We start from the raw sequence: 23,940 nt of genomic DNA, 5'->3' as shown, positions 1-23,940 counted from the left end.
AGGAGACCCCCATGACATCGGCGCTTTCCCCCGAGGGCGTGACGAGCGAGCTGGCGTCGCTGGTGCGCACCGCCTGGGCCGACAACCTCGGCCACGACGAGTTCCACGACGACGAGAACTTCTTCCTCGTCGGCGGCCACTCGATGTGCGCGCTGCGGATCGTGCGCACCCTCAAGCAGGAACTGGGCATAGCGTTGACGGCCCGTCAGTTCTTCGCCCATCCGACCGTGGCCGAGCTGGCGCTCTTCCTCACCGGCATCGTCCCGGCCCGCGGCGACGACGCGAGGCGTGCGGAGGCGGGGGCGTGACCGCGGCCTCCTCCGCCCAGCTGGAGATCTGGCTCGCCGACCGCTGCGAGCCCGATTCCGGCCGGTACAACATCCCGCTCTGCCTGGAGTTCCGCGGCGAGCTGGACGGCCGGGCGCTGCGCGCGGCCCTGGCCGACGTACTGGCGCGCCATCCCGCACCGGCGGGGCGGTTCGAGACGGTGGACGGCGCGCTGCGGCACGCCGCCGAGCCCGCCGCGACGGTGCCGCTGCACATCGCGGCGCGCCCGGGCCGCTACGACCGCGAGGCGGCGCTGGCCGACGCCTCCCTGTCCGCGGCGCGCCCGCTCGACCCGGGCACCGCGCCGCTGCTGCGGGCCGAGGCGCTGCGGTACGAGGACGGGGCCCTGGTGACCCTGACGGTTCATCACATCGTGGCGGACGGCCGTTCCGTCGAGGTGCTCGCCGAGGACCTGGTCACCGCCTACCGGGCCCGGAGTTCGGGCCGCGACCCGCGTTTCGTGCCGGTGCCGGTGCCCGCCCCGCAGCCCGTGGCGGCGGCCCCCGACCCGTACTGGACGACGCTCCTGGACGGCGAGCCCGCGCGGCTCGCCCCGCTGCCGGACCGGCTGCGCCCCGAGGACGGGCTGCGCGGCCGGGCGGGCTGGACCGAGCGGGAACTGGACCGGCAACGGCTCGCCGAGGTCCGCGCGCTCGCCGCCCGCGAGGGCGCCAGCCCCGCGATGGTGCTGCTCGCCGCGTGGGGCCTGCTGCTGCACGCCTGGTCCGGGGAGGACGACGGGGTGCTCGGCATGCCATTCGCCGGGCGGCACGAGCCGGACGCGGAGAACGCCGTCGGCCTGTTCACCCGGGTCCTGCCCGTGCGTACCGTGCACGAGGCGGCCCGCCCGTTCGCCGACTACGCCGCCGCGCTCGGCGAGCAGGTCCTGGATTCCATGGAGGCGCACGCGGAGTCGGGCGACCTGCCGCCGGGCACGGCCCCCTCGTACGGGGCGGTCTTCCTGCACCAGCCGCAGCCCGCGTCGGCCTGGCAGGTGCCGGGCGCCGATGTGCGGCTGCTGCATCCGCAGAGCGCGGTGGCCAAGTACGACCTGGCGTTCGCGGCCGTCGAGGCCCCCGACCGGCTCGTGCTGCGCATCGACTACGACCGGGCCCTGTACGCACCGGCCACGGCCGAACTGATGGTGGAGCAGCTCGACCGGCTGCTCGCGGCGGCGGCCCGGCCCGGTGTCACCTGCCGCGAGCTGCTGACCTCCCTCGCGCCCCCGCCCGGCACGGGCCGACCGCGACCCGGCACGCCGGTGACCGCGGCCACCGTGCCGCAGCTCGTGCTGGAGCAGGCGCGCCGCACCCCCGACGCCCCCGCCGTCGTGCACCACGGGACCCGGCTGAGCTACGGCGAACTGGTGCGGGACGCCGCGCGGATGGCGCACTGGCTGCGGGTGCGGGGGGTGCGTACGGACGACGTCGTCGCGCTGCTGCTGCGCCCCGGCCCGGACACCGTCACCGCCATGCTGGCGGTGGGGCTGGCCGGAGCCGCGTATCTGCCGCTCGACCCCGCCTACCCCGACGCCCAGCTGGAGCTGGTGGTCCGCGACGCCCGGCCCCGGCTGCTGATCGCCGAGCCGGGCGAGGAGCACCGGGTCGCCGGGCTGCCGGTGCACACCCCGCGGGCGGTCCGGGAGGCCGCCGCGCCGATGCCGGTGTCGGCGCCGACCACGTCGGCCGGCCCGGACACGGCCTTCAACGTGCTCTACACCTCCGGCTCCACGGGCCGGCCCAAGGGGGTCGTGCTGCCGCACGGCGGGGTGCTGCGGATGATGCACCGCCCCGATTTCGTGCCGCTGGGCCCCGACGACGCGGTCTCGCACCTGTCGCCGCTCAACTTCGACGGGGCGACGTACGAGATCTGGGGCGCGCTGACCCACGGCGCGAAGCTGGTCGTGCTCGACAAGGAACTCGTCCTCAGCCCCCGGGAGCTGCGCACCGCGCTGCGGGAGCACGGGGTGACGACGCTGCTGGTCACCACGCCGCTGCTGAACCGGCTGATCGAGGACACCCCCGATCTGCTCCAGTCGCTGCGCCGGGTCTACTTCGGCGGCGAGATCATCTCGGTGCCGCACGTCCGCAAGGCGCTGCGCTGGGCGCGCCCCGGCACCCTGCTGCACAGCTACGGGCCGACGGAGAACTCCTTCACCTCCTCCTGGTACCCCATCGAGGACGTGCCGCAGGAGGCGCGCAGCGTGCCGATCGGCCGGGCGGTGCCGGGCACCCGGCTGTACGTGGTCCTGGAGGGCACCCTCGATCCGGCGCCCCTGTACGTGCCCGGCGAGCTGGTCCTGGGCGGTTCGGGCGTGGCCCGCGGCTACCTGGGCGATCCGCGCCGCACCGCCGAGCGGTTCGTGCCCGACCCGTTCGGCGACGAGCCGGGGGCGCGGCTGTACCGCACCGGGGACCGGGTGCGGTGGGCCGCCGACGGGCAGCTGGAGTTCATCGGCCGCGCCGACAACCAGGTGAAGATCCGCAGTCAGCGGGTCGAGCTGGGCGAGGTCGAGGCGGCGCTGCGGGCGCACCCGTCGGTGCGGGGCGCGTTCGTCACCACCCGGATCAACGGGGCCGGCGAGAAGGAGATCGTCGGCTACGCGGTCCTGGAGCGTCCCGCGGACCCGGAGGCGGTGCGGGCCCATCTGCGTTCCGTGCTGCCGCAGTTCGCCGTGCCCTCGCACCTGCTGGCCCTCGACGAGCTGCCGCTGACCGCGAACGGAAAGATCGACCGCAAGCGGCTGCCCGCACCGCCGGACGCGATGGCGGAGCCGGTGGCGGAGCCGGTGGCGGACGCACCGGTGCCGCGGGCCGCGGCGCCGGGTGCCGCCGCTCCTCGGGAGGAGGCGGCCGAGGGGGTGACCGCCGCGGTCCTGCGGGCCTGGCGCAAGGTGGTGCCGGGCCGGGTCTTCGGCCGGGACACCAACTTCTTCGACGCGGGCGGCCATTCGCTGCTGCTGGTCAAGCTCCAGGACGCGTTGCGCGAGACCACCGGCACCGGCCCGGCCGTCGCCGACCTGATGCGGTACACGACCGTGCGCTCCCAGGCCCGGCTGATCGGCGGTTCGGCCGCCGACGAGGAGCCGGCGGAGCCGGTGCGGGCGCCCCGGGCGACGGTCCGCGCGGACGACGACGCGATCGCGGTGGTCGGGATGGGCGCGCGGTTCGCCGGCGCCCCCGACCTGGACGCCTTCTGGGACAACCTGGTCGCGGGCCGCGACTGCTTCGCCGAGGGCCCGGGGCCGCTGATCACCGAACGGGGCGACGGCACCCGCCGGGTGGCCCGCTGGGGCATGCTCGCCGACGGCACGGGGTACGACGCCGGTCTGCTCGGCCTCACCGCCGACGACGTCGCGTCGGGCGACCCCCAGCACGGTGTGCTGCACGAGGTGTTGTGGGCGGCCGTCGAGGACGCCTCGCTGCGGCTGTCCGACATCGCGCACCGCACCAGCCTGTACGCGGGCTGCCCCCGCCTGGTGCACACCGACGGCGAGGCCCGCGTGGACGACGTGGTCAGCGTCGACCCGACGTTCGTGGCGTCGCGCTTCGCGTACCTGCACGACCTGTGGGGCGAGGCGCTGCTGCTGGACACCGCCTGCTCCACCGGGCTGTACGCCGTGCACCTGGCCTGCCGGGCGCTGCTGCGCCACGAGAGCGACTACGCACTGGCCGGTGCGGTCTCGCTGGACGGCGAGTCCGACGGCTCGTACGTCCACCGGCCCGGTCTGCTGTACGCCGACGACGGGATGTGCCGCCCCTTCGACCGGCGGGCCTCGGGCACCGTCGGCGGGTTCGGCGCGGGGGCGCTGCTGCTGCGCCGCCTCTGTGACGCCGAGCGGGACGGCGACCCGGTGCACGCCGTCATCCGGGGCAGCGCCGTCAACAACGACGGGCGGGAACGGGTCGGTTACTCGGCGCCCGGGATCGAGGGCCAGGCCCGGGTGATCCGGCGGGCCGTCGCCGCCGCCGGCGTCACCGGGGCCGACATCGGCTACGTGGAGGCGCACGGGACCGGCACCCGGCTCGGCGACGCGATCGAGGCGACCGCGCTCGGCGCGGCGCTGGGCACGACCGGGCCGCGGGTGGCCGTCGGCTCCGTGAAGGCGTCCATCGGCCACTGCAACACGGCCGCGGGAATCGCCGGGCTCATCAAGACGGTGCTCGCGGTGCGGCACGGGGTGCTGCCCGCGACGCCGAACGTGAGCGATCCGATCGACGAACTCACCGCGCAGGGCGGGCGGTTCGACCTGCTGACGGAGGGCCGGGCGTGGGACTCCCCCGCGGGCCGGCCGCGCACGGCGGGCGTCAGCTCGTTCGGGGTGGGCGGCACGAACGCCCATGTGGTCGTGCAGGAACACGTACGGGAGAGGGTGTGAGCTCCGCGATGGAGACGACGTTTCTGGCAGGGCCCGGCGCACCGCGCGTCCTGGCCGTGTCCGCCCGGGACGGGCGGGCCGCGGCGGACGCGGCCGTGCGGCTGGCGGACCGGCTGGCGGGGGACCCCTCCCTGGACCCGGACGACGTGGCGCTCACCCTCGTGCGCGGCCGGGAGCGGTTCGCCGTCCGGCACGCGGTGACCGGCACGACCGGCGCCGAACTGGCCGCCGCCCTGCGGAAGTCGGCGGAGCGCCCGCACCGGGAGACCCCGGTGCCCGCCCTGGTGCTCGACCTCGGGGACGGTTCGGCGCTGCCCGGCGCCCCCGCGCTGCCGCAGGTCGCCGAGGCGTCGGCCGCCGCCGGGGAAACGGCTGCGGCACCCGCCGCGCGCACGGCGGCGGAGCTGTACGGCACGGCGTCCTGGCTGGCCGCCCACGGGGTTCGCCCGGATTCGGTCGTCGGCCGGGGCCCGGCCGCCGCCGCCGCTGCCGCCGTGCGCGGCGACCTGTCCCTGCCGGACGCCCTGCGGGCGGCGGCGACGGGCGCGGGCGTCCCCCGGGCGACGGTTTCGGAGAACGCGGCGGACCCGGAGACGGAGCTGCTGGTGGTCCGGGTGGGCGACGGTGCCGACGGCCCCGGTGTGCTGGGACTCGACCCGCTCGACCCCGCCTCGTACGCCCGGCTCTTCGCCGCGCTGTGGGAACACGGCTTCGACGTGGACTGCACGCTCGGCCGGGGCGGGAGCCGGGTGCGGCTGCCCGGGTACCCCTTCCGGCGCTCGGGTTCCGTCACCGCCGCCTCGCCCGCGCCCGGACTGCGTCCGCTCACCCCGCACGAGCAGCGCTGGCTCTTCCACGACCTGGTGCGTTCGGGGAGCGCGGCCGAGCACGCGCTGTGCGCCACGGCCGTCCTGCCCGGCACCGTGCCCGGGGCCCCGGCCGCCGACGCCGCGCTGGCCGCGCTCCTGGACCGCCGCCCGAGCCTGCGCACCGTCTTCACCCGGGACGGCGGCCGGTGGTTCGCCCGCGACTCCCGCCGGCCGGTCGCGGCGCGCGTCCTCGGCCCGGCGCCGGGCACCGGAGCGGAGGCGCTGGTGCGGGCCGCCGCCGTGGACGAGACGTTCGCCGCGGCGGACGTCCCGCTGATCCGCTGCGTCCTCGCCCCGGCGGACGAGGGCTGGGCGGTGGCGCTCGCCGTGTACGCCCCGGTCGCGGGCGGCTCGTCCGCGGACGAACTGCTCGCCGACTGGGCCGCGTTCGCCGGAACACCGCTCCGCCCGGTCGCCGGGTCCGGTGCCGGAACGGCCTGAGCCCCGGCTCCCCTCATCCTCGACCCCGGTACCCGACACTCGTCCGCAGCACCCCGTCCCCGCCCCGTCCGCACACCCCCACCGCACGTCCCCACCACACACGCCCCCATCCGCACACCCGAAAGGACCCCGCCATGACCGTCGTCCAGAACCTCACCGCCGCGGTGCCCACCCCAGCCGACTGGGCCGGCGCCGCTCCCGCCCCGATGGGCGTGGACCAGGCGTTCAACGGCTATGTGGCCGGTACCGTCATCAACGCGCTCGACCGGCTGGGCGTGTGGGACCGGCTGGCCGCCGACCCCCTGCTCGACCTGCGCGCCCTCGCCGCCGAGATCGGCCCCGCCGTCCGTGAGCGGGTCCTGCGCGAGGTCGTCCGGGCCGCCGCCACCTGCGGCTGGGTCCGGCTCCAGGACGACGGCGACACCGCGCTGCTGACCACCGCGGGCCAGGAGATCATCCGCATGCGCGGGTACTTCACCTGGGGCGTCGGCGGGTACGACGAGGTGTTCGCGCAGGCCCACCGCATCGTCTCCGGCGAGGCCGCGTTCGGCACGGACGTGCTGCGCGACGAGGCCATGGTGGCGCTCGGCTCCGGCCAGAACGACCGCTCCTTCATGGCCGGGACGCTCGACTCGGTCCTGGCCGACGTGGACTTCTCCGTCCTCGCCGACCTGGGCAGCGGCATCTCCGCCCGGGTCTCCCGGGTGGTCGGCGAGCGTCCCGGTACCCGGGGCCTCGGCCTGGACATCAGCGGCCCGGCCACCGAGCTGGGCCACCGCACGATCGCCGAGGCGGGCCTGGCCGACCGGGTCCGGGCGATCCGGACGGACGTGCTGGACGTGTGCCACCGGGCCGCGCACCGCGACACCCTCGCCGAGGTCGACACGGTGATGAGCTTCTTCCTGCTGCACGACCTGCTGGCGGACCCCGAGACCCGCCCGCACACCTTCACCCGGCTGCGCGAGGCGTTCCCGGCGGCCCGCACGTTCGTCCTCGCGGACACGATGCTGCGCCCCGACTCGGAGAACTCCCGGACGCTGCCCGTCTTCTCGCTCGGCTACGAGCTGGCCCACGCGCTCATGGGCGTCCCCCTGCACACCAAGGAGACGTACGAGGAGCTGTTCGCCGGCGCCGGCCTGGTCCCGCGCCGCATCGTGCCCTTCGGCACCCCGCACTCCTGGCTGTACGTGCTGGAGGCCCGGTGATGGCCAACCCCCTGGCGACGCTGCGGGAGTTCTCCCCGCGCACCCGTGTCGTGCTCTGCGTCAACGCGCTCAACTCCTTCGGCGGCGGTCTGGTGCTGCCGTTCCTGTGGATCTACCTCAGCGACGTGCGGGGGCTGCCCTCCTGGGTGCCCGCGGTGACGCTGGCCGTGCAGGCGGCCACGGCCGTGGTCGGCGGGCTGCTGTGGGGCGCGCTGCTCGACCGCTTCCCGCCGCGCACCACGGTGCCCGTGGTGATGGCGGTGGCCGGTGCCGGCACGGCGCTGTACGCGCAGGCGACCGGTGTGTACACCGCGCTGGCCGCTGCGCTGGTGTACGGCTTCGGGATCAGCGGCGTGGGCACGGTGCTCCGCTTCCTGTACGCGGGGGCCCCCTCCGCCCGGGAGCGGGGGCTCGCCTACTCCGCCGACTACGCGGTGTTCAACGCGATGACCGGGCTCGGCGTGCTGGCCGGCGGTCTGGTGGCGTCCCTGGACGCGGGGTCGCGCGCGGTCCGGTTCGCCCTGCTGTACCTGGCGGACGGTGCGACGTTCCTGCTGGCCGGCGCGGTGCTGTTCTGGCTGCTGCCCAAGGTGGTCCAGGCGGGCGGCGAAACCGGTGACGACTCCGGCGAGAAGCGCCGGGTCGGCTACCGGGACGTCCTGACGCAACGTCACATCGGTGTGCTGCTGGCCGCCCTGACGGTCTGCTCACTCGTCTCGTACGGGCAGTTCCGCTCGGGTCTGCCGGGTTATCTGACGCAGGGCGGGGCGCTCGGGCCCGAGGGCATCTCCGGTGCCTTCGCGGTCAACATCCTGGTCGCGGTGGGCGCGCAGGTGCTGCTGGCCGACCGCATCCAGCGCATCCGCCGCAGCACGGTGCTGGCCGTCTCGGGCGCGGTGTGGGCCGTGGCCTGGGCACTGGTGCTCGCCGCGGGCCTGCAACGGGGCGGCAGCGCGCTGGGGCTGGCCATGGCCGGGGTGGTGCTGCTCTCGGTGGGCGAGGCGCTGGTCTTCCCGGTGGTGACGTCGCTGCTGAACGACCTGGCGACCGAGCGCGTACGGGGCCGGGTCAACGCCCTGCTCTCGGTGGCCGTCTCGACCGGTTCGGTGGCCGGGCCGGCGCTCGCCGGGGTCCTGCTGCCGTGGGCCGACGGGCTGGGCCTGATGGTGACGCTGCTCGCCGGCTGCCTGGCGGTCGTCGCCGTGGCGGTGCGGCTGCGCACGTCGCTGGGGCTCGGTGCGGACCTGCCGAAGCCGGAGGAGGACGCGGCGCCGGAGGAAAGCGCGGCGCAAAAGGAGAACCCGGCGCCGGAGCGCACCGGGGCCGCGGAGTCCTCGGAGAAGAACGCCGCCGAACCCGTCACGGCCGCCGTGTAGCGCACGCGTCGGCCCCCGTCCCCGTCCCTCACTCCGCTTCCTCCCCTACGACGTACCGAGGTGCTGTACACCATGGACAACTGGCCGCTCGCCCGCATCGGCGTGCGCACGTCGCGCATCGAGCTGCGCTGGCCCACCCCCGAGGATCTCGACGCACTCGCGACCCGGGCCGTCGAGGGCGTCCACGCCCCCGGCTTCATGCCGTTCTTCTCCCAGTGGACGGACGGCACCCCCGAGGAGGTCGCCCGCCGCGTCCTCCAGCGCCACTGGCACGCCATGGCCACCTGGACCCCCGAGGACTGGACGCTGTACCTGGTCGTCGTGGCGGACGGCGAGGTGATCGGTTCGCAGAGCCTGGGCGCGCGGGACTTCGGCGTCACCCGGGAGGTGCTGCTGACCTCGTGGCTGGCGCTGGGCCGGCAGGGCGAGGGGCTCGGCGGACACGCCCGTGCGGCCGCCCTGGAGCTGGCCTTCACCGGGCTGGGGGCCGAGCAGGCGTTCTCCGTCGTGCGCCGCGGCAACGACGCCTCGCAGGGCGTGTGCGCCAAGTTCGGCTTCGAGCGCGACGGCAGCCAGATCAACGCGGTCCGCGGCGAGCAGGTGGTCAGCGACCGGTTCCGGCTCTCCCGGGAGCGCTGGGAGGCCCACCGCTCCATCGGGGCCGAGGTGACCGGTACCGCCGCCGCGCTGCCCCTGTTCGGTGCGACGGCCCCGGTTGCCGCCCGGAACGCGACCGCCGTGCCCGGGGTCCCGGTGGCGAGCGTGCTCTCCGGAGTGCGTTACGCCGAGGAGTCCGACCAGTCCGCCGCCTGAGAACCCGCCCGATCCGATCCGTGCCCTGCCCTGCCCTGCCCGAAGGACTGATCCATGTCTGAGCGTCCCGTCATAGCCGTCGTCCTGGACCGGGGGTCCGCCTCCCTCCTCGACATCGTCGACGGCCTGTCCCCGCTGGGCGAGCCGTTGCTGGCCCTGTGGCCCGGCGACCACACCGACGAACTGGCCCCGCTGGCCGAGGAACTGACCACCGTCGTACGGCTGGACGCCACGGACCACGACGAGTCGGCGCGGCGGCTCGCCGCGCACTCCCCCGATGCCATCGTGACCTTCAGCGAGTCCCGGCTCTCGGTCACCGCCGAGATCGCCGAACGGCTCGGCCTGCCCTACCACTCGCCGGCCACGGTGGAGCTGCTGCGGGACAAGTACGCGCAGCGCCGTCGGCTGCGGGAGCGGGGCGCCGACTCGGTGCGCTCGGTCGCGGTGCGTCGGCCGGAGGACTGGGCCGGGGCGCTCGCGGCCGTCGGGCTGCCGGCCGTGCTCAAGCCCCTGTGCGGCGAGGGCAGCCGCAGCACCCATCTGATCGAGGACGCGGAGCGGGGCGCGGCGCTGGTGGAACAGCTCCTGTCGGGTCCGGGCGGGGAGAACTCCCTGGTGCTGGAGGAGTATCTGCGCGGGCGGGACTGCGGTCCGTACGGCGACCACATCTCCGTGGAGTCGGCGGTGACCGGCGGGCGGGTCTCGCACTGGGCGGTGACCGGGAAGTTCCCGCTGGAGCCGCCGTTCCGGGAAGTCGGCCATCTGCGTCCGGCGCCCCTGGCGGAGGCGGAGCGCGCGGCGGCCCTGGAGGTGGTGACCGCCGCCCTGCACGCGCTGGACATCACCACGGGCATCACCCACACCGAGCTGAAGCTGACCGCCGACGGCCCGAGGATCATCGAGGTGAACGGGAGGCTCGGCGGTTTTCAGCCCCAACTCGCGCGCCTTTCCGGTGACTTCGACGCGATCACACTGGCCGGACGGGTGGCGCTCGGCGAGGACGTGTCGGACGTGCGGGCCGGTGACCGGCGGGTGGTGTTCGCCCGGGCGGTGCCGGCGCCGCCCGGTGGCGGCACCTACATCGGGGTGCGCGGGCTGCGCGAGGCGCTCTCCGTGGAGGGCGTGGAGAACGTCGTCATCCCCCACTCGCCCGGCTCCCGGCTGGCCACCGGTGTGCAGACCGGGGAACTCGCCTGGGTGGAGGGCTCGGTGGCGGACCACGAGACCATGCTCCAGGTGATCGAGCGGGTGCTGTCGGTGCTGTCGTTCACGGTGGCGGGCCCGGACGGGACCCACCGCGTCGTGACCGGGTCGGCCCCCGCCGTCCCCGTGGCCGCCGTGGTTCCGGCCGGGCGGTGGACCGGGGTGACGGACCGGCCCGTGCCCGTGTGGTGAGCTCCCCCGCCCCGTGCCCCGTGGCGCGGGGCGTCCCCGTCGTCGGGGCGGGGGCTCCACCCGCGCTCTAGTCGGGTCGGCGACGCTGGTCCCCTTCCACAGGACCGTAGCAGCCGGAAGGGGAGTGCCCTCCGTGGCAACCGCTGAGATCCGTACCGACGTCCCGCAGTTCCTGCCGGTGGCCGGTCACCACGACCCCGCCCCCTTCTATCTCACCGCCGACATGTTCGGCGGGGTGCCGATCCAGCTCGCGGGCGGGCCGATCGACCACCTGGTGGGCCGTCCCGTCGCCGACCCGCACCGGCACGAGGTCGCCGAGATCTACTTCCTCGTCTCGCCCAACCCCGGCGGCGCCCGCATCGAGGTGACCGTCGACGGCGAGACCCAGCAGCTGTCGTCCCCGGCGCTGCTGCACGTCCCGGCCGGAGCGGAACACCGCTTCCTCACCCTGGAGGCGGAGCCCGGCAGTTACTGCTTCGGCATCCTGCTGGGGGACTCCGCATGACCATCGCCGCCCCTCGTACGGGTCCGGCCCGGCTGCACCTGAGCGAGAACGCCCACGGCGCCAGCCCGCTGGCCCTGCTGGCCGCGCGGGAGGCCCTCGACCCGGCGGCCGTCTACCCCGACCCGGCCCGCTCCGCGCCCGCGAAGGCCGTCGCCGCGCGGCTCGGCGTCGGGGAACACCAGGTCGCCGTCGCCAACGGCAGCGACGAGCTGGTGCTGCTGTCCGCGCTCGCGCTCGGCGACCGCGACCGCCCCGGCGTCACCACCGCCGGCACCTTCCCCGGTTACCGCGTCTGCCTGACCGCGGTGGGGCGCGGCTGCGAGGAGATCCCGCTGGACGACGGTCGCGTGGACGCGGACGCCGTCGCCGCCGCGATGGAACGCGCGGGCATCGTCTACATCTGTCACCCGCACAACCCGTCCGGGGCCGTCCTGGACCGCGACCGCATGGATCTGCTGGTCGAGCGGGCGGCCGTCACCGGCACTCCCCTGGTGGTCGACGAGGCGTACCTGGAGTTCGCCCCGGCCGGCACCCCTCAGCTGCGCGACTACCTGGGCAGCGGTGCCCCCTTGCTGTCGCTGCGGACGTTCTCCAAGGCGTACGGGCTGGCCGCGCTGCGGCTCGGCTACGCGGTGGGCAGCGCGGAACTCGTCGCCCGGCTGCACGAGGTGCAGGGCACCATGCCGTTCAGTGCCAACGCCGTCGCCCAGGCCGCCGCCGTCGCCGCGCTCGCGGACCGCGACCACCTGGACGAGGTGCGCCGCCAGAATTCACTTCAACGCGCCTGGTTCCGCAGCGAGTTGGCGCGCCGGGGACGGCGGTCGCTGCCCTCGGCGACGAACTTCGTGGCCGTCGCCGTCTCCGACTCGGCCGCCGCCGAGCGGTTGTTGGCGCAGGATCATGACATCCTCGTCCGCGATGCCGGACGTTTCGGTTTCGCCGGACATCTGCGGGTGTCCCTCGGCCCCGCCAAGGACCTGGTGCGGTTGATGGACGCCCTCGATCTGATCGACCCCGTCCGCTGACGGGCCGTAACCCCCCTCAGGAGAACTTGTGACCCACGCAGTCATCGTCAACGACCGGCAGCAGTACGCCCTGTGGCCGAACGGCACCGGTCTGCCCGAAGGCTGGCAGGCCACCGGCTGGACCGGCGGCGAGCAGGCCTGTCTGGACCGGATCGCCGAGCTGTGGAAGGACGGCCGGCCCGCCCCGGTGCGCCGGGCCGTCGCCGAGGACGCCGCCCGGCCCGCCGTGCAGCTGCTGGTCACCCCGCGGCTGTGGATGCGCGAGGTGCTGCCCGAGGAGGCCGGGCAGATCACCGAGGGCGGCACCGCCGGGCTCGAATGGCTGGGCGGCGCGCCCAGCGCGGAGACCCGGATCGCGGCGAAGATGCTGACGCGGGCCGCCGGGGCCGGGGTGCACGTGCCCGGCTGGGGCATGTACCTGCTGCTGCGCACGCAGGACGCCCGGGTGGTCGGCGCGATGGGCTTCCACGGGCCGCCGTCCGACGGCTCCGCGGAGATCGGCTTCGACCTCAACGGCGAGGCCAGGGGCCAGGGTTACGCCACCGAGGCACTGGGCGAACTCGCCGCCTGGTCGCTGCGTCAGGACAAGGTCGACACGGTCGTCGCCACGACCACCGAGGACAACGTCGCGTCGCAGCGCGTCATGGAACGCGCGGGCTTCGAGCTGCTGCCCGAGCGCGATCCGGAAGGTCTGTTCGTCTACCGGCTCACCCGCTGACCGGCTGTCCGCCGGTCCGCCAGAGGAATTCCGAGGAACAAGGTGTCCCGTTCACTCCGTGCCGAGGCGGCCCCCGCGGACATTGCCGCCGAGCCCCTCCCCCAGCCCTACACGTACCGCCGTCACGAGGCGGTGGAACCGGACTGGCGCCGCTTCCCCGGGTGGCGCGACGTCACCGAGCGGGAGTGGTGCGACCCCCAGTGGCAGCGCGCGCACTGCGTCAAGGGGGTCGGGGAGCTGCGCGCGGTGGCGGGCCCCGGCCTCGACGACGCGTTCTACGACGACGTCGAGGCCGACCAGCGCGTCCACGCGACGATGCCGGTCCTGCTGCCGCCGCACGTCCTGAACACGATCGCCCCGCACACCGGGATGGACACGGCCGCCTGGTACGAGGACCCGGTGCGCCGCTACATGCTGCCGGTCGCCTCCGACCGGCACCCGTTGTGGCCGAGCCACCCGCTCGCCTCCCGCGACTCGCTGCACGAGGCGGAGATGTGGGCGGTGGAGGGGCTGACCCACCGGTATCCGACCAAGGTGCTCGCCGAACTGGTGAGCACCTGCCCGCAGTACTGCGGGCACTGCACCCGGATGGACCTGGTCGGGACGTCCACGCCGCAGGTCACCAAGTACCGCTTCGTGCTGCGCCCCGCCGACCGGCTGGACCGCATGATCGAGTACCTGCGGGCCACCCCGACGGTGCGCGACGTCGTCGTCTCGGGCGGCGACGTGGCCAACGTGCCCTGGCCGCGACTCGCCTCGTTCGTCGGCCGGCTCCTGGAGATCGACTCGGTGCGGGACGTCCGGCTCGCCAGCAAGGGCCTGATCGGGCTGCCGCAGCACTGGCTGGCCCCGCAGGTCCTCGACGGGGTCGCGGAGCTGTCCGCGACCGCCCGTGCCCGCGGGGTGTCGCTGGCCCTGCACACCCACGCCAACGCCGCCCAGCAGATCACCCCGCTGGTGGCCCGCGCGTCCCGGGCCCTGCTCGACGCGGGCCTGCGCGACATCCGCAACCAGGGGGTCCTGCTCGACGGGGTCAACGGCACGACCGAGTCGCTGCTCGACCTGTGCTTCGCCCTGCTGGACACCGCCGGTGTCATGCCCTACTACTTCTACCTCTGCGACATGATCCCCGGTGCCGAGCACTGGCGGCTGCCGCTCGCCCGCGCCCAGGAGCTCCAGCGTTCGCTCATGGGGTACCTGCCCGGTTTCGCGACCCCGCGGCTGGTCTGCGACGTGCCGTACGTCGGCAAGCGCTGGGTGGACCAGGCGGACGGTTACGACCGGGAGCGCGGCATATCGTCCTGGACGAAGAACTACCGCACGACCGTCGACCACGACGACCCGGCGGCGCTCGACCGGGTGCACCACTACTACGACCCGGTGCACACCCTGCCCCAGCAGGGGCGGGCGTGGTGGACGAGCGCGCAGGCACTGATCGGCGGGGCGTCGTGAGCACCGCACTGGGGCTGCACCGGGTGCGCGAGCCGCGGGGGGTGCTGCCGCAGGCCGCCCTCCGGCTCGACACCGATCCACGTCCGGCCCCCGACGAGGTGCGCGTCGACGTCACCTGTCTGAATCTGGACGCGGCGTCCTTCCGGCAGTTGCGCGAGGCGCACGGCGGGAACGGCGACGCGGTGCGGGCGGCGGTGTGCGCGCTGGTGCGCGACCGGGGCAAGATGCACAATCCGGTGACCGGGTCGGGCGGCATGCTGATCGGCACCGTCGCCGAGGTGGGGCCCGAATCCCCGCTGGGGCTGCGGCCCGGCGACCGGGTGGCGACCCTGGTGTCGCTGACCCTGACCCCGTTGGAGATCACGGACGGTCTGCGCGACTGGGACGGCCGCGGCGAACGGGTTCCGGCGCGCGGCCACGCCATCCTGTTCGGCCGCTCCGTCGTCGCGGTCCTGCCGGACGACCTTCCGGACGAACTGTCCCTGTCCGTCCTGGACGTGTGCGGTGCCCCGGCGCTGACGGGGCGGCTGGTCGCCTCGTACGCGCGGGACGGTGCCGCTCCCTCGGTGCTGGTGCTGGGGGCCAGTGGCAAGTCGGGTTCCCTGTCGCTCGCCGCCGCCCGCCGTGCCGGGGCCGGCCGGGTCGTCGGGGTGGTGCCGGACGCCGCCGAGGAGGCGGCCCTGACCGCGGCCGGCCTCGCGGACGAGGTGGTGCGGGCGGACGCGAGGGATGCCGTCGCCCTGCACGCGCTGCTCGAAGGACGGGGCGGCCCGGCCGACGTGACGGTGGTGTGCACGGACGTGGCGGGGTGCGAGCACGCGGCGATCCTGGCCACCCGCGACGGCGGCACGGTGGCGTTCTTCTCGATGGCGACGTCGTTCAGCACGGCCGCGCTCGGTGCCGAGGGGCTGGGCCGCGACGTCACGATGCTGATCGGCAACGGGTACCAGCCCGGCCACAGCGATCTGGCCCTCGGACTGGTGCGCGAGGAGCCGGGGGTGCGCGCCCTGTTCGACCGGGTGCCGGGAACGGCGGCCCGTACGACCGCGAACCGCACCCCCGCGGGTGCCGGGGCCGTCGGGAACGGAGCGGTCCGATGACCGCCCCCGCGCCGCCCGTCCACGGCAAGCTGCACCTCGACCCGGACGTCGTCGCACGGGCCCGCGCCCTGGCCGTCCGCGCCGGACGCCCCGTCGTCGACCTCGCCCGCTCCCACACCACCGTGTCCGTCGAACGGGCCACGCTGCGGCTGGCCGGGCTCGACGGCGCCGACCCGGAGGGCATCCCCTGGGTGAACCGCCTCGTCGACGCCGTGGCCGATTCCGTCGGCCTGGAACACGGCGTCTGCCTGCCGGTCTGGGACGCGCTGCGCACCGGGCCGTACCGCGACCTCACCGATCTGGCGGCGCACGCCGCCGCCCGCACCGTGCCGTTCCGCGTCCCCGAGGGCGCGGACGCCGGGGCGGCCGCCGCCGGGGCGCACCGCGCGGTCGCTCGCGGCCTGGCCGCCATCGACGCCCGGCGCGCCGAACGGGACTGCATGGTGGGCGAGTTGGGCGATCCGCCCGCGCCCTGGATCTATCTGATCGTGGCGACCGGCGACATCTACGAGGACATCCGGCAGGCCCGCGCCGCGGCACGCGGCGGCGCGGACGTGATCGCGGTGATCCGCTCCACGGGCCAGTCGCTGCTGGACTACGTGCCGCAGGGCGCGACCCGGGAGGGCTACGCCGGCACCTACGCCACCCGGGAGAACTTCCGGCTGATGCGGGCCGCGCTCGACGAGGTGTCCGCCGAACTCGGCCGCTACGTACGGCTCACCAACTACGCCTCCGGGCTGTGCATGCCGGAGATCGCGGCGCTGGCCGGTCTCGAACGCCTCGACATGATGCTCAACGACTCGATGTACGGCATCCTCTTCCGCGACATCAACCCGGTGCGCACCTTCGTCGACCAGCGTTTCTCCCGGCAGTTGCACGCCCGTGCGGGCATCCTCATCAACACCGGCGAGGACAACTACCTGACGACCGCCGACGCGGTGGACGCCGCCCACACGGTGACGGCCAGTCAGCTGCTGAACGAGTACTTCGCGAAGGAGGCGGGCCTGCCGGACGGGCAGCTCGGCCTCGGGCACGCCTTCGAGATCGATCCGGACCGGCCGGACTCGTTCCGGCTGGAGCTGGCGCACGCGATGCTGGCCCGTGAGCTGTTCCCCGACGCGCCGCTGAAGTGGATGCCGCCGACCCGGCACATGACCGGCGACGTCTTCCGCGGATACCTCCTCAACGGCTTCTTCAACCTGGCGGGAGCGCTGACCGGGCAGAGCATCCTGCTGGTCGGGATGATGACCGAGGCCGTCGTCACCCCGTTCCTGTCCGACCGCGACCTGGCGCTGCAGAACGTCCGTTACGTCCTGGGCTCGGCGGGTTCGCTGGCCGAGGACTTCCGCCCCGCCCCCGGCGGTTTCATCGCCCGGCGCGCCCACCACGTGCTCGACGAGGCGGTCGGTCTGCTGGAGCAGATCTGCGACCGGGGCCTGCTGGACGCCATCGGACACGGCACGTTCGGCGGGATGCGGCGCCCCGCGGACGGCGGGCGGGGCGCGGACGGCGTCGTGCGCCGCGCACCCGGTTACCGCAATCCGGCCACCGACCTCCTGGAAGGAACCGAGGCCCGATGAACACCGATCCGTGGACCACCGGGCCCCGTCCCGAGAACGGGACCGGCCCGCACGAGGACCTGTACGAGAGCCTGTACGACAGCCCCGCGAACGCCCCGTCGGAGGGCCCGTCGAGCAACCCGGAGGGCGACGGCGTCATCCGCCCCTACGGCGACACCACCGACGACGGCATGGTGCAGCTGTCCTTCACCCTGCCCCTGCCGCGCGGCCCGCGCGCCGAGGGCGCCGCGCTCCAACTGGCCCGCCGCATGGGCATGGAGCGCCCCCTGGTCGTGCACAGCAAGGCGGTCGGCGGCACCGACTTCAGCTTCTTCGTGGTGTACGGTGCCGTCGCCCACACCGTGGACCTCGACCGGGTCGTGGTGGCCGAGCGCGACTACCCGCTGCTGTCCGCCAAGGAGGCCGACGCGGCGGTACGGGACCGGCTCGGCCGCAGGCTCGTGGTGCTGGGCGCCTGCATCGGCACGGACGCGCACACCGTGGGGATCGACGCGATCCTCAACATCAAGGGCTTCGCCGGCGAGAAGGGCCTGGAGTACTACCGGCAGATGCGGGTCCTGAACCTGGGCGCGCAGGTCCCGGTCGAGGAGCTGGTGCGCCGGGCCCGGGCCGAGCGCGCCGACGCCGTCCTGGTCTCGCAGGCCGTCACCCAGCGGGACGCCCACCTCACCAACGTCCGGGAGCTGAGCGCCGAACTGCGGGCCTCGTTCGCCGAGCACGAGCGCCCCCTGCTGGTGGTGGGCGGCCCCCGCTTCGACCCGGCCGCCGCGGCGACGCTGGGCGCGGACCGGATCTTCGGCCGCGGCACCACGCCGGGCGACGTCGCCAGCTATCTGGTGCACGCCCTGGTGCCCGCCGCCGCCCCCGTCGCACCCGCGGCCGTTCTGGAGGACGTCGGATGACCGGCGCCCCACCACCCGTGTCCCCTGCCCACCTGGGAGGTCCCATGAACACCCGTCCCGAGGACGGTCCGGGCGGGCTGCCCGGACTGGACCGGCTCGCCGACGACGTCGGCACCCTGCTGGACGCCATCGGCCGGCCCCCGGCAAGGTCCGCCGATCGCCTCGACACCCGGTTCGCCGCGGTGGCCGCCCGCAACGCCGCCCGCACCGCCGTGTCCGACGCCGAGGGCGAGCTGAGCTACCTCGAACTGGAGTGGCTCGCCGACGCCGTCGCGCAGCGCCTGGAGGGGCGCACCGGGCCCGGTCGGCTGGTCGCGCTGCGCGCCGCCCGCACCCGGCACGCCCCGGGCGCGGTCCTCGGCATCCTGCGCTCCGGTGCCGCGTACCTGCCCGTCGACCCCGGTTATCCGGTGGCCCGGCAGGAGTACCTGCTGGAGGACGGCGCGGTCGAGCTGGTCCTGTCCGACAGCGGTCTGCTGGCGGACGAGACGCCGATCGCCAAGGCGGGCCCGTTCGTCCTGGCGACCCGTGCCGTGTCCGGTGCGGGCACGGCCCCGGCCGGGCCGAGGGTGCCCGAGGACACCGCGTACGTCATCCACACCTCCGGCTCCACCGGCGCCCCCAAGGGCTGCGTGGTCGGGCACGGCCAGGTGCTGGCCCTGCTGGACGCGGCCGTGCCGCTGCTGGGCACGGGTCCGGACGATGTGTGGACGCTGTTCCACTCGCTGAGTTTCGACTTCAGCGTCTGGGAGCTGTGGGGTCCGCTGCTGTACGGCGGGCATGCCCTCGTCGTCGACCGCGAGACCGCCACGGAGCCCGCCGAGTTCGCCCGGCTGCTCGCGGACCGGGGCGTCACCGTCCTCAATCAGGTGCCCTCCGCCTTCGGCAACCTGATCGTCGAGGCCGCCGCCGAGCAGATCCGGCTGCCCGCGCTGCGCCGGGTCGTCCTCGGCGGGGAGGCGCTGGTGCCCGCCGACGCGAGGCGCTGGTGGGAGTCCGGGATCGCCCCGGACGCCGAGCTGGTCAACATGTACGGGATCACCGAGACCACGGTCCACGTCACGTACTGCCCGCTCACCCCGGACGTCCTGGCGGGCGCGGTGCCCGGCCGCACCCCGATCGGGCGTCCGCTGCCGCACCTGTCGGTCTCGTTGCGCGACGCCGAGGGCCGGCCCGTGCCGCCGGGCGAACGCGGCGAGATGTGGGTAGCCGGCAGCGGGGTCGCCCACGGGTACCTGGGACGGCCGGAGTTGACGGGGCAGCGCTTCGTCGAAGCGGGCGACGGCTCCGGCCGCCACTACCGCAGCGGGGACTGGGCCGTGGCCGACGAGGACGGGCTGCTGTACTACGCGGGCCGGCAGGACGGCCAGGTGAAGCTGCGCGGTTTCCGCATCGAGCTGGGCGAGATCGAGTCGGCGCTGCGCGCGGTGCCGGGCGTGTCGGGCGCGGCCTGTCTGGTGACGGAGACCCGGCACGGGGACCAGTCACTCACCGCGTACGTCGTGGCGGAGCGGACGGACGTCCCGGCGAGCGCGGTGCGGTCCGCGCTGGCCGCGCGCCTGCCCGCGCACATGGTGCCCCAGCGGGTGTGCCATCTGGACCGGCTGCCGGTGACGCACAACGGCAAGCTGGACCGGGCGGCGCTGGCCGCGTAACGGGAGATCCGGGACGGGTGCGGGAGATCCGCGCCCGTCCCGCCCACCCCACTGGACAAGTTTGACCAGTCGGCCCTCGGGTCATACTCTCTGCACCACTAGTCAAATTTGATTACTGACTGAGGGAGAGTGTTGTGCCTGACTACGATCCGGCGATCGTCGTCGAGGGCCTGCGGAAGAGGTACGGGGACGAGCAGGCCCTCGACGGCCTCGACCTCACGGTCGGGGCCGGGACCGTCCAGGGGGTCCTCGGCCCGAACGGCGCGGGCAAGACCACGGCCGTGCGCATCATGTCCACGCTGCTCCGTCCCGACGAGGGACGCGTCGAGGTGGCGGGGATCGACGTGCGGACCCGGGCCCCCGAGGTGCGCTCGCGGATCGGGCTGCTCGGCCAGAACGCCGCCGTCGACGAGGAGCTCGGCGGCCGTCAGAACCTGGAGATGTTCGGCCGTCTCCACCATCTCGGCGCGCGTGGAGCCGGCGCGCGGGCCGACGAGCTCCTGGCCCGGTTCGGGCTCGCGGACACCGGCAACAAGGCGGTCGGGCAGTACAGCGGCGGCATGCGGCGGCGGCTCGACCTCGCGGCGTCGCTCATCTCCCGGCCGCAGGTGCTCTTCCTGGACGAGCCCACGACCGGGCTCGACCCCCGCGGTCGCACGGAGGTGTGGAACGCGGTGCGCTCACTGGTGGACGGTGGCACGACCGTCCTGCTGACCACGCAGTACCTGGAGGAGGCCGACCGACTGGCCGACCGGATCGCGGTGGTCGACCACGGGAAGGTCATCGCGGAGGGCACCGCGGACGAACTGAAGTCCAGGACCGGCGGCGACCGCGTCGACGTGGTCCTGCACGACCCGACCGAGCTGGCGCACGCGGCCGCCCTCCTGCCCGGTGACGTGGTGGTGGACGAGGACCGGCGGATGCTCAGCACCTCGGTCACCGACCGGATGGCCGCGCTGACCGCGACCGTGCGGGCGCTGGAGGCGGCCGGCATCGAGGCGCAGGACATCGCGGTGCGCCGCCCGACGCTCGACGAAGTCTTCATGCATCTGACGAAGGAGGTCGCCGCATGAGTGCGGTCCACGGCGCGGGCACGACGCCCGGCACGGGTTCGGCACTGAGCTGGGCGGCGGCCGACTGCTGGACGATGACCAGGCGCGAACTGGCGCACTGGGCGCGCCAACCCGTGCGGGTGGTCGTCGGCCTGGTCTTCCCGGTGATGATGCTGTTGATGTTCGGCTACCTGATCGGCGGCGGACGGGGCATCGCCGGGGACTTCAAGGACTACCTGGTGCCGGGCATGCTCACGATGACGATGGCCTTCGGCCTGGAGTCGACGATGCTCTCGGTCACCCAGGACCTCGGCAAGGGAGTCATCGACCGGTTCCGCTCGATGCCCATGAACTCCGGCGCGGTCCTGGTCGGACGGAGCGTCGCCGACATGCTGCAGTCGGTCGTCGGCCTGGCCGTGATGATCGCGGTCGGATACGCGATCGGCTGGCGCGGGCACGGGGGATTCGGCTCCTTCCTGGGCGCGGTGGGACTGCTGTTGCTGTTGCGGTTCGCGATGCTGTGGATCGGCATCCACCTGGCGATGGTCGCGGGCAAGCCGGAACTGGTGCAGGCGGTGCAGATCCTGGTCTGGCCGCTCGGCTTCCTCTCCAATGCCATCGCCTCGCCCGAAACGATGCCGTCGTGGCTGGGCGCGGTCGTGGAGTGGAACCCGATCTCGGCGACGGCGGGCGCGGTGCGCGACCTGTTCGGCAACCCGGGCGCGGGCGGCGACTCCTGGGCCGCGACCCATGCGGAACTCCTCGCGGCGGCCTGGCCGGTGGCCCTGATCGCGGTGTTCTTCCCGCTGGCGGTGAAGCGGTTCCGGGACCTGAGCCGCTGACGGACCCGGCCCCGGCGTCCGAGCCGGTTCGCCGGGGCCGGCCACCGCTCCGGGCGACGCCCCGACCCGCCCGGTGTTCCACGGGATCGCGCCATGATTTCCGGTGCCTGGGGACGCGCCATGTCCTCTACATGCCAGCCGCGGAACTTGACAATTACGCCTTACGCATTAGCGGTCCGGAATAATAATCCGGCACAGAACAATACCGACGGCGCCCTTTCGACGGCCCACTCGACAAGCCCAATTCCCGCTGCTACGGTCGCTCGCCAATCGGGTGGCCACTCCAATTCCTCGCGGTGCGGCCCGGGTTGTACCGGAAACCCCTCATACCCGTAATTCCGCAAAGGAGGCGCCCATGCGCCGCGGCCTCGCCGTCGCTCTGACCATGATCCTCGCCTGTCTGGGGGCCGTGGTTCCGCTCGGGTCCGCGCACGCGGCCCCCGGCGCCCCGTTCAAACTCCCCTATCCCGCCGGATCGGCGTACACGATCACGCAGACACCCGGCAGCGGTTATTCGCACAACGACGACTACAACCGTCACGCCGTCGACTTCGCCATGCCCACCGGAACTCCAATCGTCGCTTCCGCGGCCGGCACCGTCTACTTCGAGGGGTGGTCGACCGGCGGGGGCATCATGGCGCTGATCGACCACGGCAACAATCGGTGCAGCCAGTACGCCCACCTCAATTCCACGATCGTCAACGCCGGGCAAAGAGTGGCGCAGGGCCAGCGGATCGGGACGTCCGGGGCCACCGGCAACGCGACCGGTCCGCACCTGCACTGGAACATCGTCCACTGCAGCAGCCAGCTCAGCCGCGAGATACCCGACTCGGTGGAGATGGGCACCAGTTACCCCACCGGTTACGCACCGGTGAGCCGGAACGGCCTGCAGACGCTGTGGCCCGACGGGGAGCGGGTGTCCGACTTCAGCGGCGACGGCAAGGCCGACGTGCTGGGCGTCAACTCCTCGGGGAACCTGCTGTACTACCCGCACAACGGCACCGGCCTCAGCAGCCCCGCGCAGATCGGGCAGGGCTGGGGAACGTTCAAGCACGTCATGGCCGCCGACTGGAGCGGCGACGGTGCCGCCGACGTACTCGGTGTCGACGGGACGGGGCGGCTCCTGTACTACCCCAACAACAGCTACAAACTCTCCGCCCCCACGCAGATCGGACAGGGCTGGGGAACGTTCAAGCACGTCATGGCCGCCGACTGGAGCGGCGACGGCAGGGCCGACGTGCTCGGTGTCGACGGTTCGGGAAACCTGCTGTACTACGCCCACAACGGCACCGGGCTGAGCAACCCCGTGAAGATAGGCCCGGGTTGGGGGACGTTCAAGCACGTCATGGCCGCCGACTGGAGCGGCGACGGCAGGGCCGACGTGCTCGGTGTCGACGGTTCGGGAAACCTGCTGTACTACGCCCACAACGGCACCGGCCTCAGCAGCCCGGTGAAGATCGGAAACGGCTGGGGCACGTTCAAGCACGTCTTCGCCTCCGACTTCAGCGGCGACGGCAGGGCCGACGTGCTGGGCGTCAACTCCTCGGGGAACCTGCTGTACTACCCGCACAACGGCACCGGCCTCAGCAGCCCCGCGCAGATCGGACACGGCTGGAGCACCTTCAAACACGTCTTCTGATCCGTCCGCCGACCCGTCTCCGACAGTCCCATCCGGTGGTGGGACAGCGGCCGGGACATGTCCGGGACAGGCCGAATCCCTGGTCGCTCCGGACGGTGGCGCCCAGAGTGGGAGCAGCCAACCGGCCCCACCCGTGCAACCGCCGCCCCGGTGTGTTCCGGGTGGTTCCGTACCGTCCGTGCAGAAGGAGACTCTCGCCATGCGCAAGCGCACCGCCGTCCTGAGCGCTTTCGGCGCCGCCGTTGTCGCCATGTCCGTCTCGACCAGCGCCCAGGCCGCCACGTGGACGCCCACGAATGCCGTCCGGCACGCCGAAATCCGGGAGTGCTACCGCGCCTCCTGCGCGTCGACGGGCGTCATCTTCCCGGAGATGCCCGTCTGGTGGTCGCACTACGCGTACAACAGCGTGGGCAACAAGTGGTACTACGTCAGGAACGACAACGGCAACACGGGCTGGGTGTACTGCGGGAACCTCACCGCGGGCTGCTGACCCATCCACCGACGGGCACGGCCACCGCTCCGTAAAGCGGTGGCCGTGCCCGTGTCCGTGTGTCCGTGTCCGGTGGTCGGTGGGTGGGGTCAGTAGCGGTAGTGGTCGGGCTTGTAGGGGCCCTCGACCTCGACACCGATGTACGCGGCCTGCTCCGGGCGGAGCGTGGTGAGCTT

Annotated in this window: 20 protein-coding genes; 19 read left to right on the top strand and 1 reads right to left on the bottom strand. The window is 73.9% G+C overall.

All coding sequences use genetic code 11. The annotated features are described in order from the left end of the window. The first annotated feature begins 11 nt into the window (after positions 1-11). From ACFYW1_RS36815 to ACFYW1_RS36725, 19 genes are all read left to right on the top strand, one after another. On the top strand, positions 12-308 hold the full coding sequence (locus ACFYW1_RS36815; protein WP_389003730.1) for an acyl carrier protein: 297 nt from the start codon (positions 12-14) through the stop codon (positions 306-308). After that, positions 305-4,705, top strand: a complete 4,401-nt coding sequence (locus ACFYW1_RS36810; protein WP_389003727.1) for an amino acid adenylation domain-containing protein — start codon at positions 305-307, stop codon at positions 4,703-4,705. Before ACFYW1_RS36815 ends, ACFYW1_RS36810 begins: the two co-directional genes overlap by 4 nt. Positions 4,706-4,713: 8 nt before the next feature. After that, entirely contained in the window at positions 4,714-6,015 is a 1,302-nt protein-coding gene (locus ACFYW1_RS36805; RefSeq protein ID WP_389003724.1) for a hypothetical protein, read from the top strand. A 134-nt stretch (positions 6,016-6,149) separates the two neighbouring features. Further along, positions 6,150-7,220 carry an SAM-dependent methyltransferase gene (locus ACFYW1_RS36800; RefSeq protein ID WP_389003721.1) on the top strand — a complete coding sequence of 357 codons (1,071 nt, stop codon included), beginning with the start codon at positions 6,150-6,152 and terminating at the stop codon, positions 7,218-7,220. Further along, positions 7,220-8,596 (top strand): MFS transporter, encoded by a 1,377-nt coding sequence (locus ACFYW1_RS36795; protein ID WP_389003718.1) that lies wholly within the window; start codon positions 7,220-7,222, stop codon positions 8,594-8,596. The genes ACFYW1_RS36800 and ACFYW1_RS36795 overlap by 1 nt, the downstream gene beginning before the upstream one ends. 72 nt (positions 8,597-8,668) lie before the next feature. Next, positions 8,669-9,409, top strand: a complete 741-nt coding sequence (locus tag ACFYW1_RS36790; RefSeq protein WP_389003715.1) for a GNAT family N-acetyltransferase — start codon at positions 8,669-8,671, stop codon at positions 9,407-9,409. A gap of 54 nt (positions 9,410-9,463) precedes the next feature. Next, positions 9,464-10,804: an acetyl-CoA carboxylase biotin carboxylase subunit family protein gene (locus tag ACFYW1_RS36785; RefSeq protein ID WP_389003712.1), complete on the top strand. Its 1,341-nt coding sequence runs from the start codon at positions 9,464-9,466 to the stop codon at positions 10,802-10,804. A gap of 133 nt (positions 10,805-10,937) precedes the next feature. Then, on the top strand, positions 10,938-11,309 hold the full coding sequence (locus ACFYW1_RS36780) for a cupin domain-containing protein (RefSeq protein ID WP_389003709.1): 372 nt from the start codon (positions 10,938-10,940) through the stop codon (positions 11,307-11,309). Beyond that, positions 11,306-12,334, top strand: a complete 1,029-nt coding sequence (locus tag ACFYW1_RS36775; protein WP_389003707.1) for a pyridoxal phosphate-dependent aminotransferase — start codon at positions 11,306-11,308, stop codon at positions 12,332-12,334. Before ACFYW1_RS36780 ends, ACFYW1_RS36775 begins: the two co-directional genes overlap by 4 nt. 28 nt (positions 12,335-12,362) lie before the next feature. After that, the gene (locus tag ACFYW1_RS36770; RefSeq protein ID WP_389003704.1) at positions 12,363-13,052 is read left to right on the top strand and encodes a GNAT family N-acetyltransferase; all 690 of its coding nucleotides are present in this window, start codon (positions 12,363-12,365) and stop codon (positions 13,050-13,052) included. A gap of 42 nt (positions 13,053-13,094) precedes the next feature. Continuing rightward, positions 13,095-14,504: a KamA family radical SAM protein gene (locus tag ACFYW1_RS36765; RefSeq protein WP_389003701.1), complete on the top strand. Its 1,410-nt coding sequence runs from the start codon at positions 13,095-13,097 to the stop codon at positions 14,502-14,504. Then, a complete protein-coding gene (locus ACFYW1_RS36760) occupies positions 14,501-15,604 on the top strand; it encodes an L-erythro-3,5-diaminohexanoate dehydrogenase (RefSeq protein WP_389003698.1) in 1,104 nt (367 codons plus the stop codon). Before ACFYW1_RS36765 ends, ACFYW1_RS36760 begins: the two co-directional genes overlap by 4 nt. Further along, entirely contained in the window at positions 15,601-17,184 is a 1,584-nt protein-coding gene (locus tag ACFYW1_RS36755; RefSeq protein ID WP_389003695.1) for a lysine 5,6-aminomutase subunit alpha, read from the top strand. Before ACFYW1_RS36760 ends, ACFYW1_RS36755 begins: the two co-directional genes overlap by 4 nt. Further along, positions 17,181-18,086 carry an OAM dimerization domain-containing protein gene (locus ACFYW1_RS36750; protein ID WP_389003692.1) on the top strand — a complete coding sequence of 302 codons (906 nt, stop codon included), beginning with the start codon at positions 17,181-17,183 and terminating at the stop codon, positions 18,084-18,086. Before ACFYW1_RS36755 ends, ACFYW1_RS36750 begins: the two co-directional genes overlap by 4 nt. Positions 18,087-18,130: 44 nt before the next feature. Continuing rightward, positions 18,131-19,741, top strand: a complete 1,611-nt coding sequence (locus ACFYW1_RS36745; protein WP_389003689.1) for an amino acid adenylation domain-containing protein — start codon at positions 18,131-18,133, stop codon at positions 19,739-19,741. Between the two features lie 134 nt (positions 19,742-19,875). Continuing rightward, positions 19,876-20,814 (top strand): ATP-binding cassette domain-containing protein, encoded by a 939-nt coding sequence (locus tag ACFYW1_RS36740; RefSeq protein ID WP_389003686.1) that lies wholly within the window; start codon positions 19,876-19,878, stop codon positions 20,812-20,814. After that, complete coding sequence (locus tag ACFYW1_RS36735) at positions 20,811-21,635, top strand: ABC transporter permease (protein WP_389003683.1); 825 nt, start codon at positions 20,811-20,813, stop codon at positions 21,633-21,635. The genes ACFYW1_RS36740 and ACFYW1_RS36735 overlap by 4 nt, the downstream gene beginning before the upstream one ends. 355 nt (positions 21,636-21,990) lie before the next feature. Then, complete coding sequence (locus ACFYW1_RS36730; protein ID WP_389003680.1) at positions 21,991-23,274, top strand: FG-GAP-like repeat-containing protein; 1,284 nt, start codon at positions 21,991-21,993, stop codon at positions 23,272-23,274. Between the two features lie 178 nt (positions 23,275-23,452). Continuing rightward, positions 23,453-23,764 (top strand): hypothetical protein, encoded by a 312-nt coding sequence (locus ACFYW1_RS36725; RefSeq protein ID WP_389003677.1) that lies wholly within the window; start codon positions 23,453-23,455, stop codon positions 23,762-23,764. A gap of 89 nt (positions 23,765-23,853) precedes the next feature. On the opposite strand, the gene ACFYW1_RS36720 is transcribed toward ACFYW1_RS36725, so the two are convergent. Beyond that, on the bottom strand, positions 23,854-23,940 hold an 87-nt coding region (locus ACFYW1_RS36720; protein WP_362693304.1), incomplete at its 5' end, for an adenosylhomocysteinase.

This window comes from Streptomyces sp. NPDC002669 (assembly GCF_042889165.1).
Lineage (GTDB): Bacteria > Actinomycetota > Actinomycetes > Streptomycetales > Streptomycetaceae > Streptomyces.
Note: the sequence above shows the minus strand (reverse complement) of the source record. Positions and strands in the feature narration are given on the sequence as shown.

Coding starts and splice junctions, on each gene's coding strand:
- ACFYW1_RS36805 (WP_389003724.1), top strand. CDS start 4,714: ATGGAGACGACGTTTCTGGCAGGGCCCGGCGCACCGCGCGTCCTGGCC.
- ACFYW1_RS36775 (WP_389003707.1), top strand. CDS start 11,306: ATGACCATCGCCGCCCCTCGTACGGGTCCGGCCCGGCTGCACCTGAGC.
- ACFYW1_RS36800 (WP_389003721.1), top strand. CDS start 6,150: ATGACCGTCGTCCAGAACCTCACCGCCGCGGTGCCCACCCCAGCCGAC.
- ACFYW1_RS36785 (WP_389003712.1), top strand. CDS start 9,464: ATGTCTGAGCGTCCCGTCATAGCCGTCGTCCTGGACCGGGGGTCCGCC.
- ACFYW1_RS36750 (WP_389003692.1), top strand. CDS start 17,181: ATGAACACCGATCCGTGGACCACCGGGCCCCGTCCCGAGAACGGGACC.
- ACFYW1_RS36815 (WP_389003730.1), top strand. CDS start 12: ATGACATCGGCGCTTTCCCCCGAGGGCGTGACGAGCGAGCTGGCGTCG.
- ACFYW1_RS36745 (WP_389003689.1), top strand. CDS start 18,131: ATGAACACCCGTCCCGAGGACGGTCCGGGCGGGCTGCCCGGACTGGAC.
- ACFYW1_RS36735 (WP_389003683.1), top strand. CDS start 20,811: ATGAGTGCGGTCCACGGCGCGGGCACGACGCCCGGCACGGGTTCGGCA.
- ACFYW1_RS36790 (WP_389003715.1), top strand. CDS start 8,669: ATGGACAACTGGCCGCTCGCCCGCATCGGCGTGCGCACGTCGCGCATC.
- ACFYW1_RS36730 (WP_389003680.1), top strand. CDS start 21,991: ATGCGCCGCGGCCTCGCCGTCGCTCTGACCATGATCCTCGCCTGTCTG.
- ACFYW1_RS36755 (WP_389003695.1), top strand. CDS start 15,601: ATGACCGCCCCCGCGCCGCCCGTCCACGGCAAGCTGCACCTCGACCCG.
- ACFYW1_RS36795 (WP_389003718.1), top strand. CDS start 7,220: ATGGCCAACCCCCTGGCGACGCTGCGGGAGTTCTCCCCGCGCACCCGT.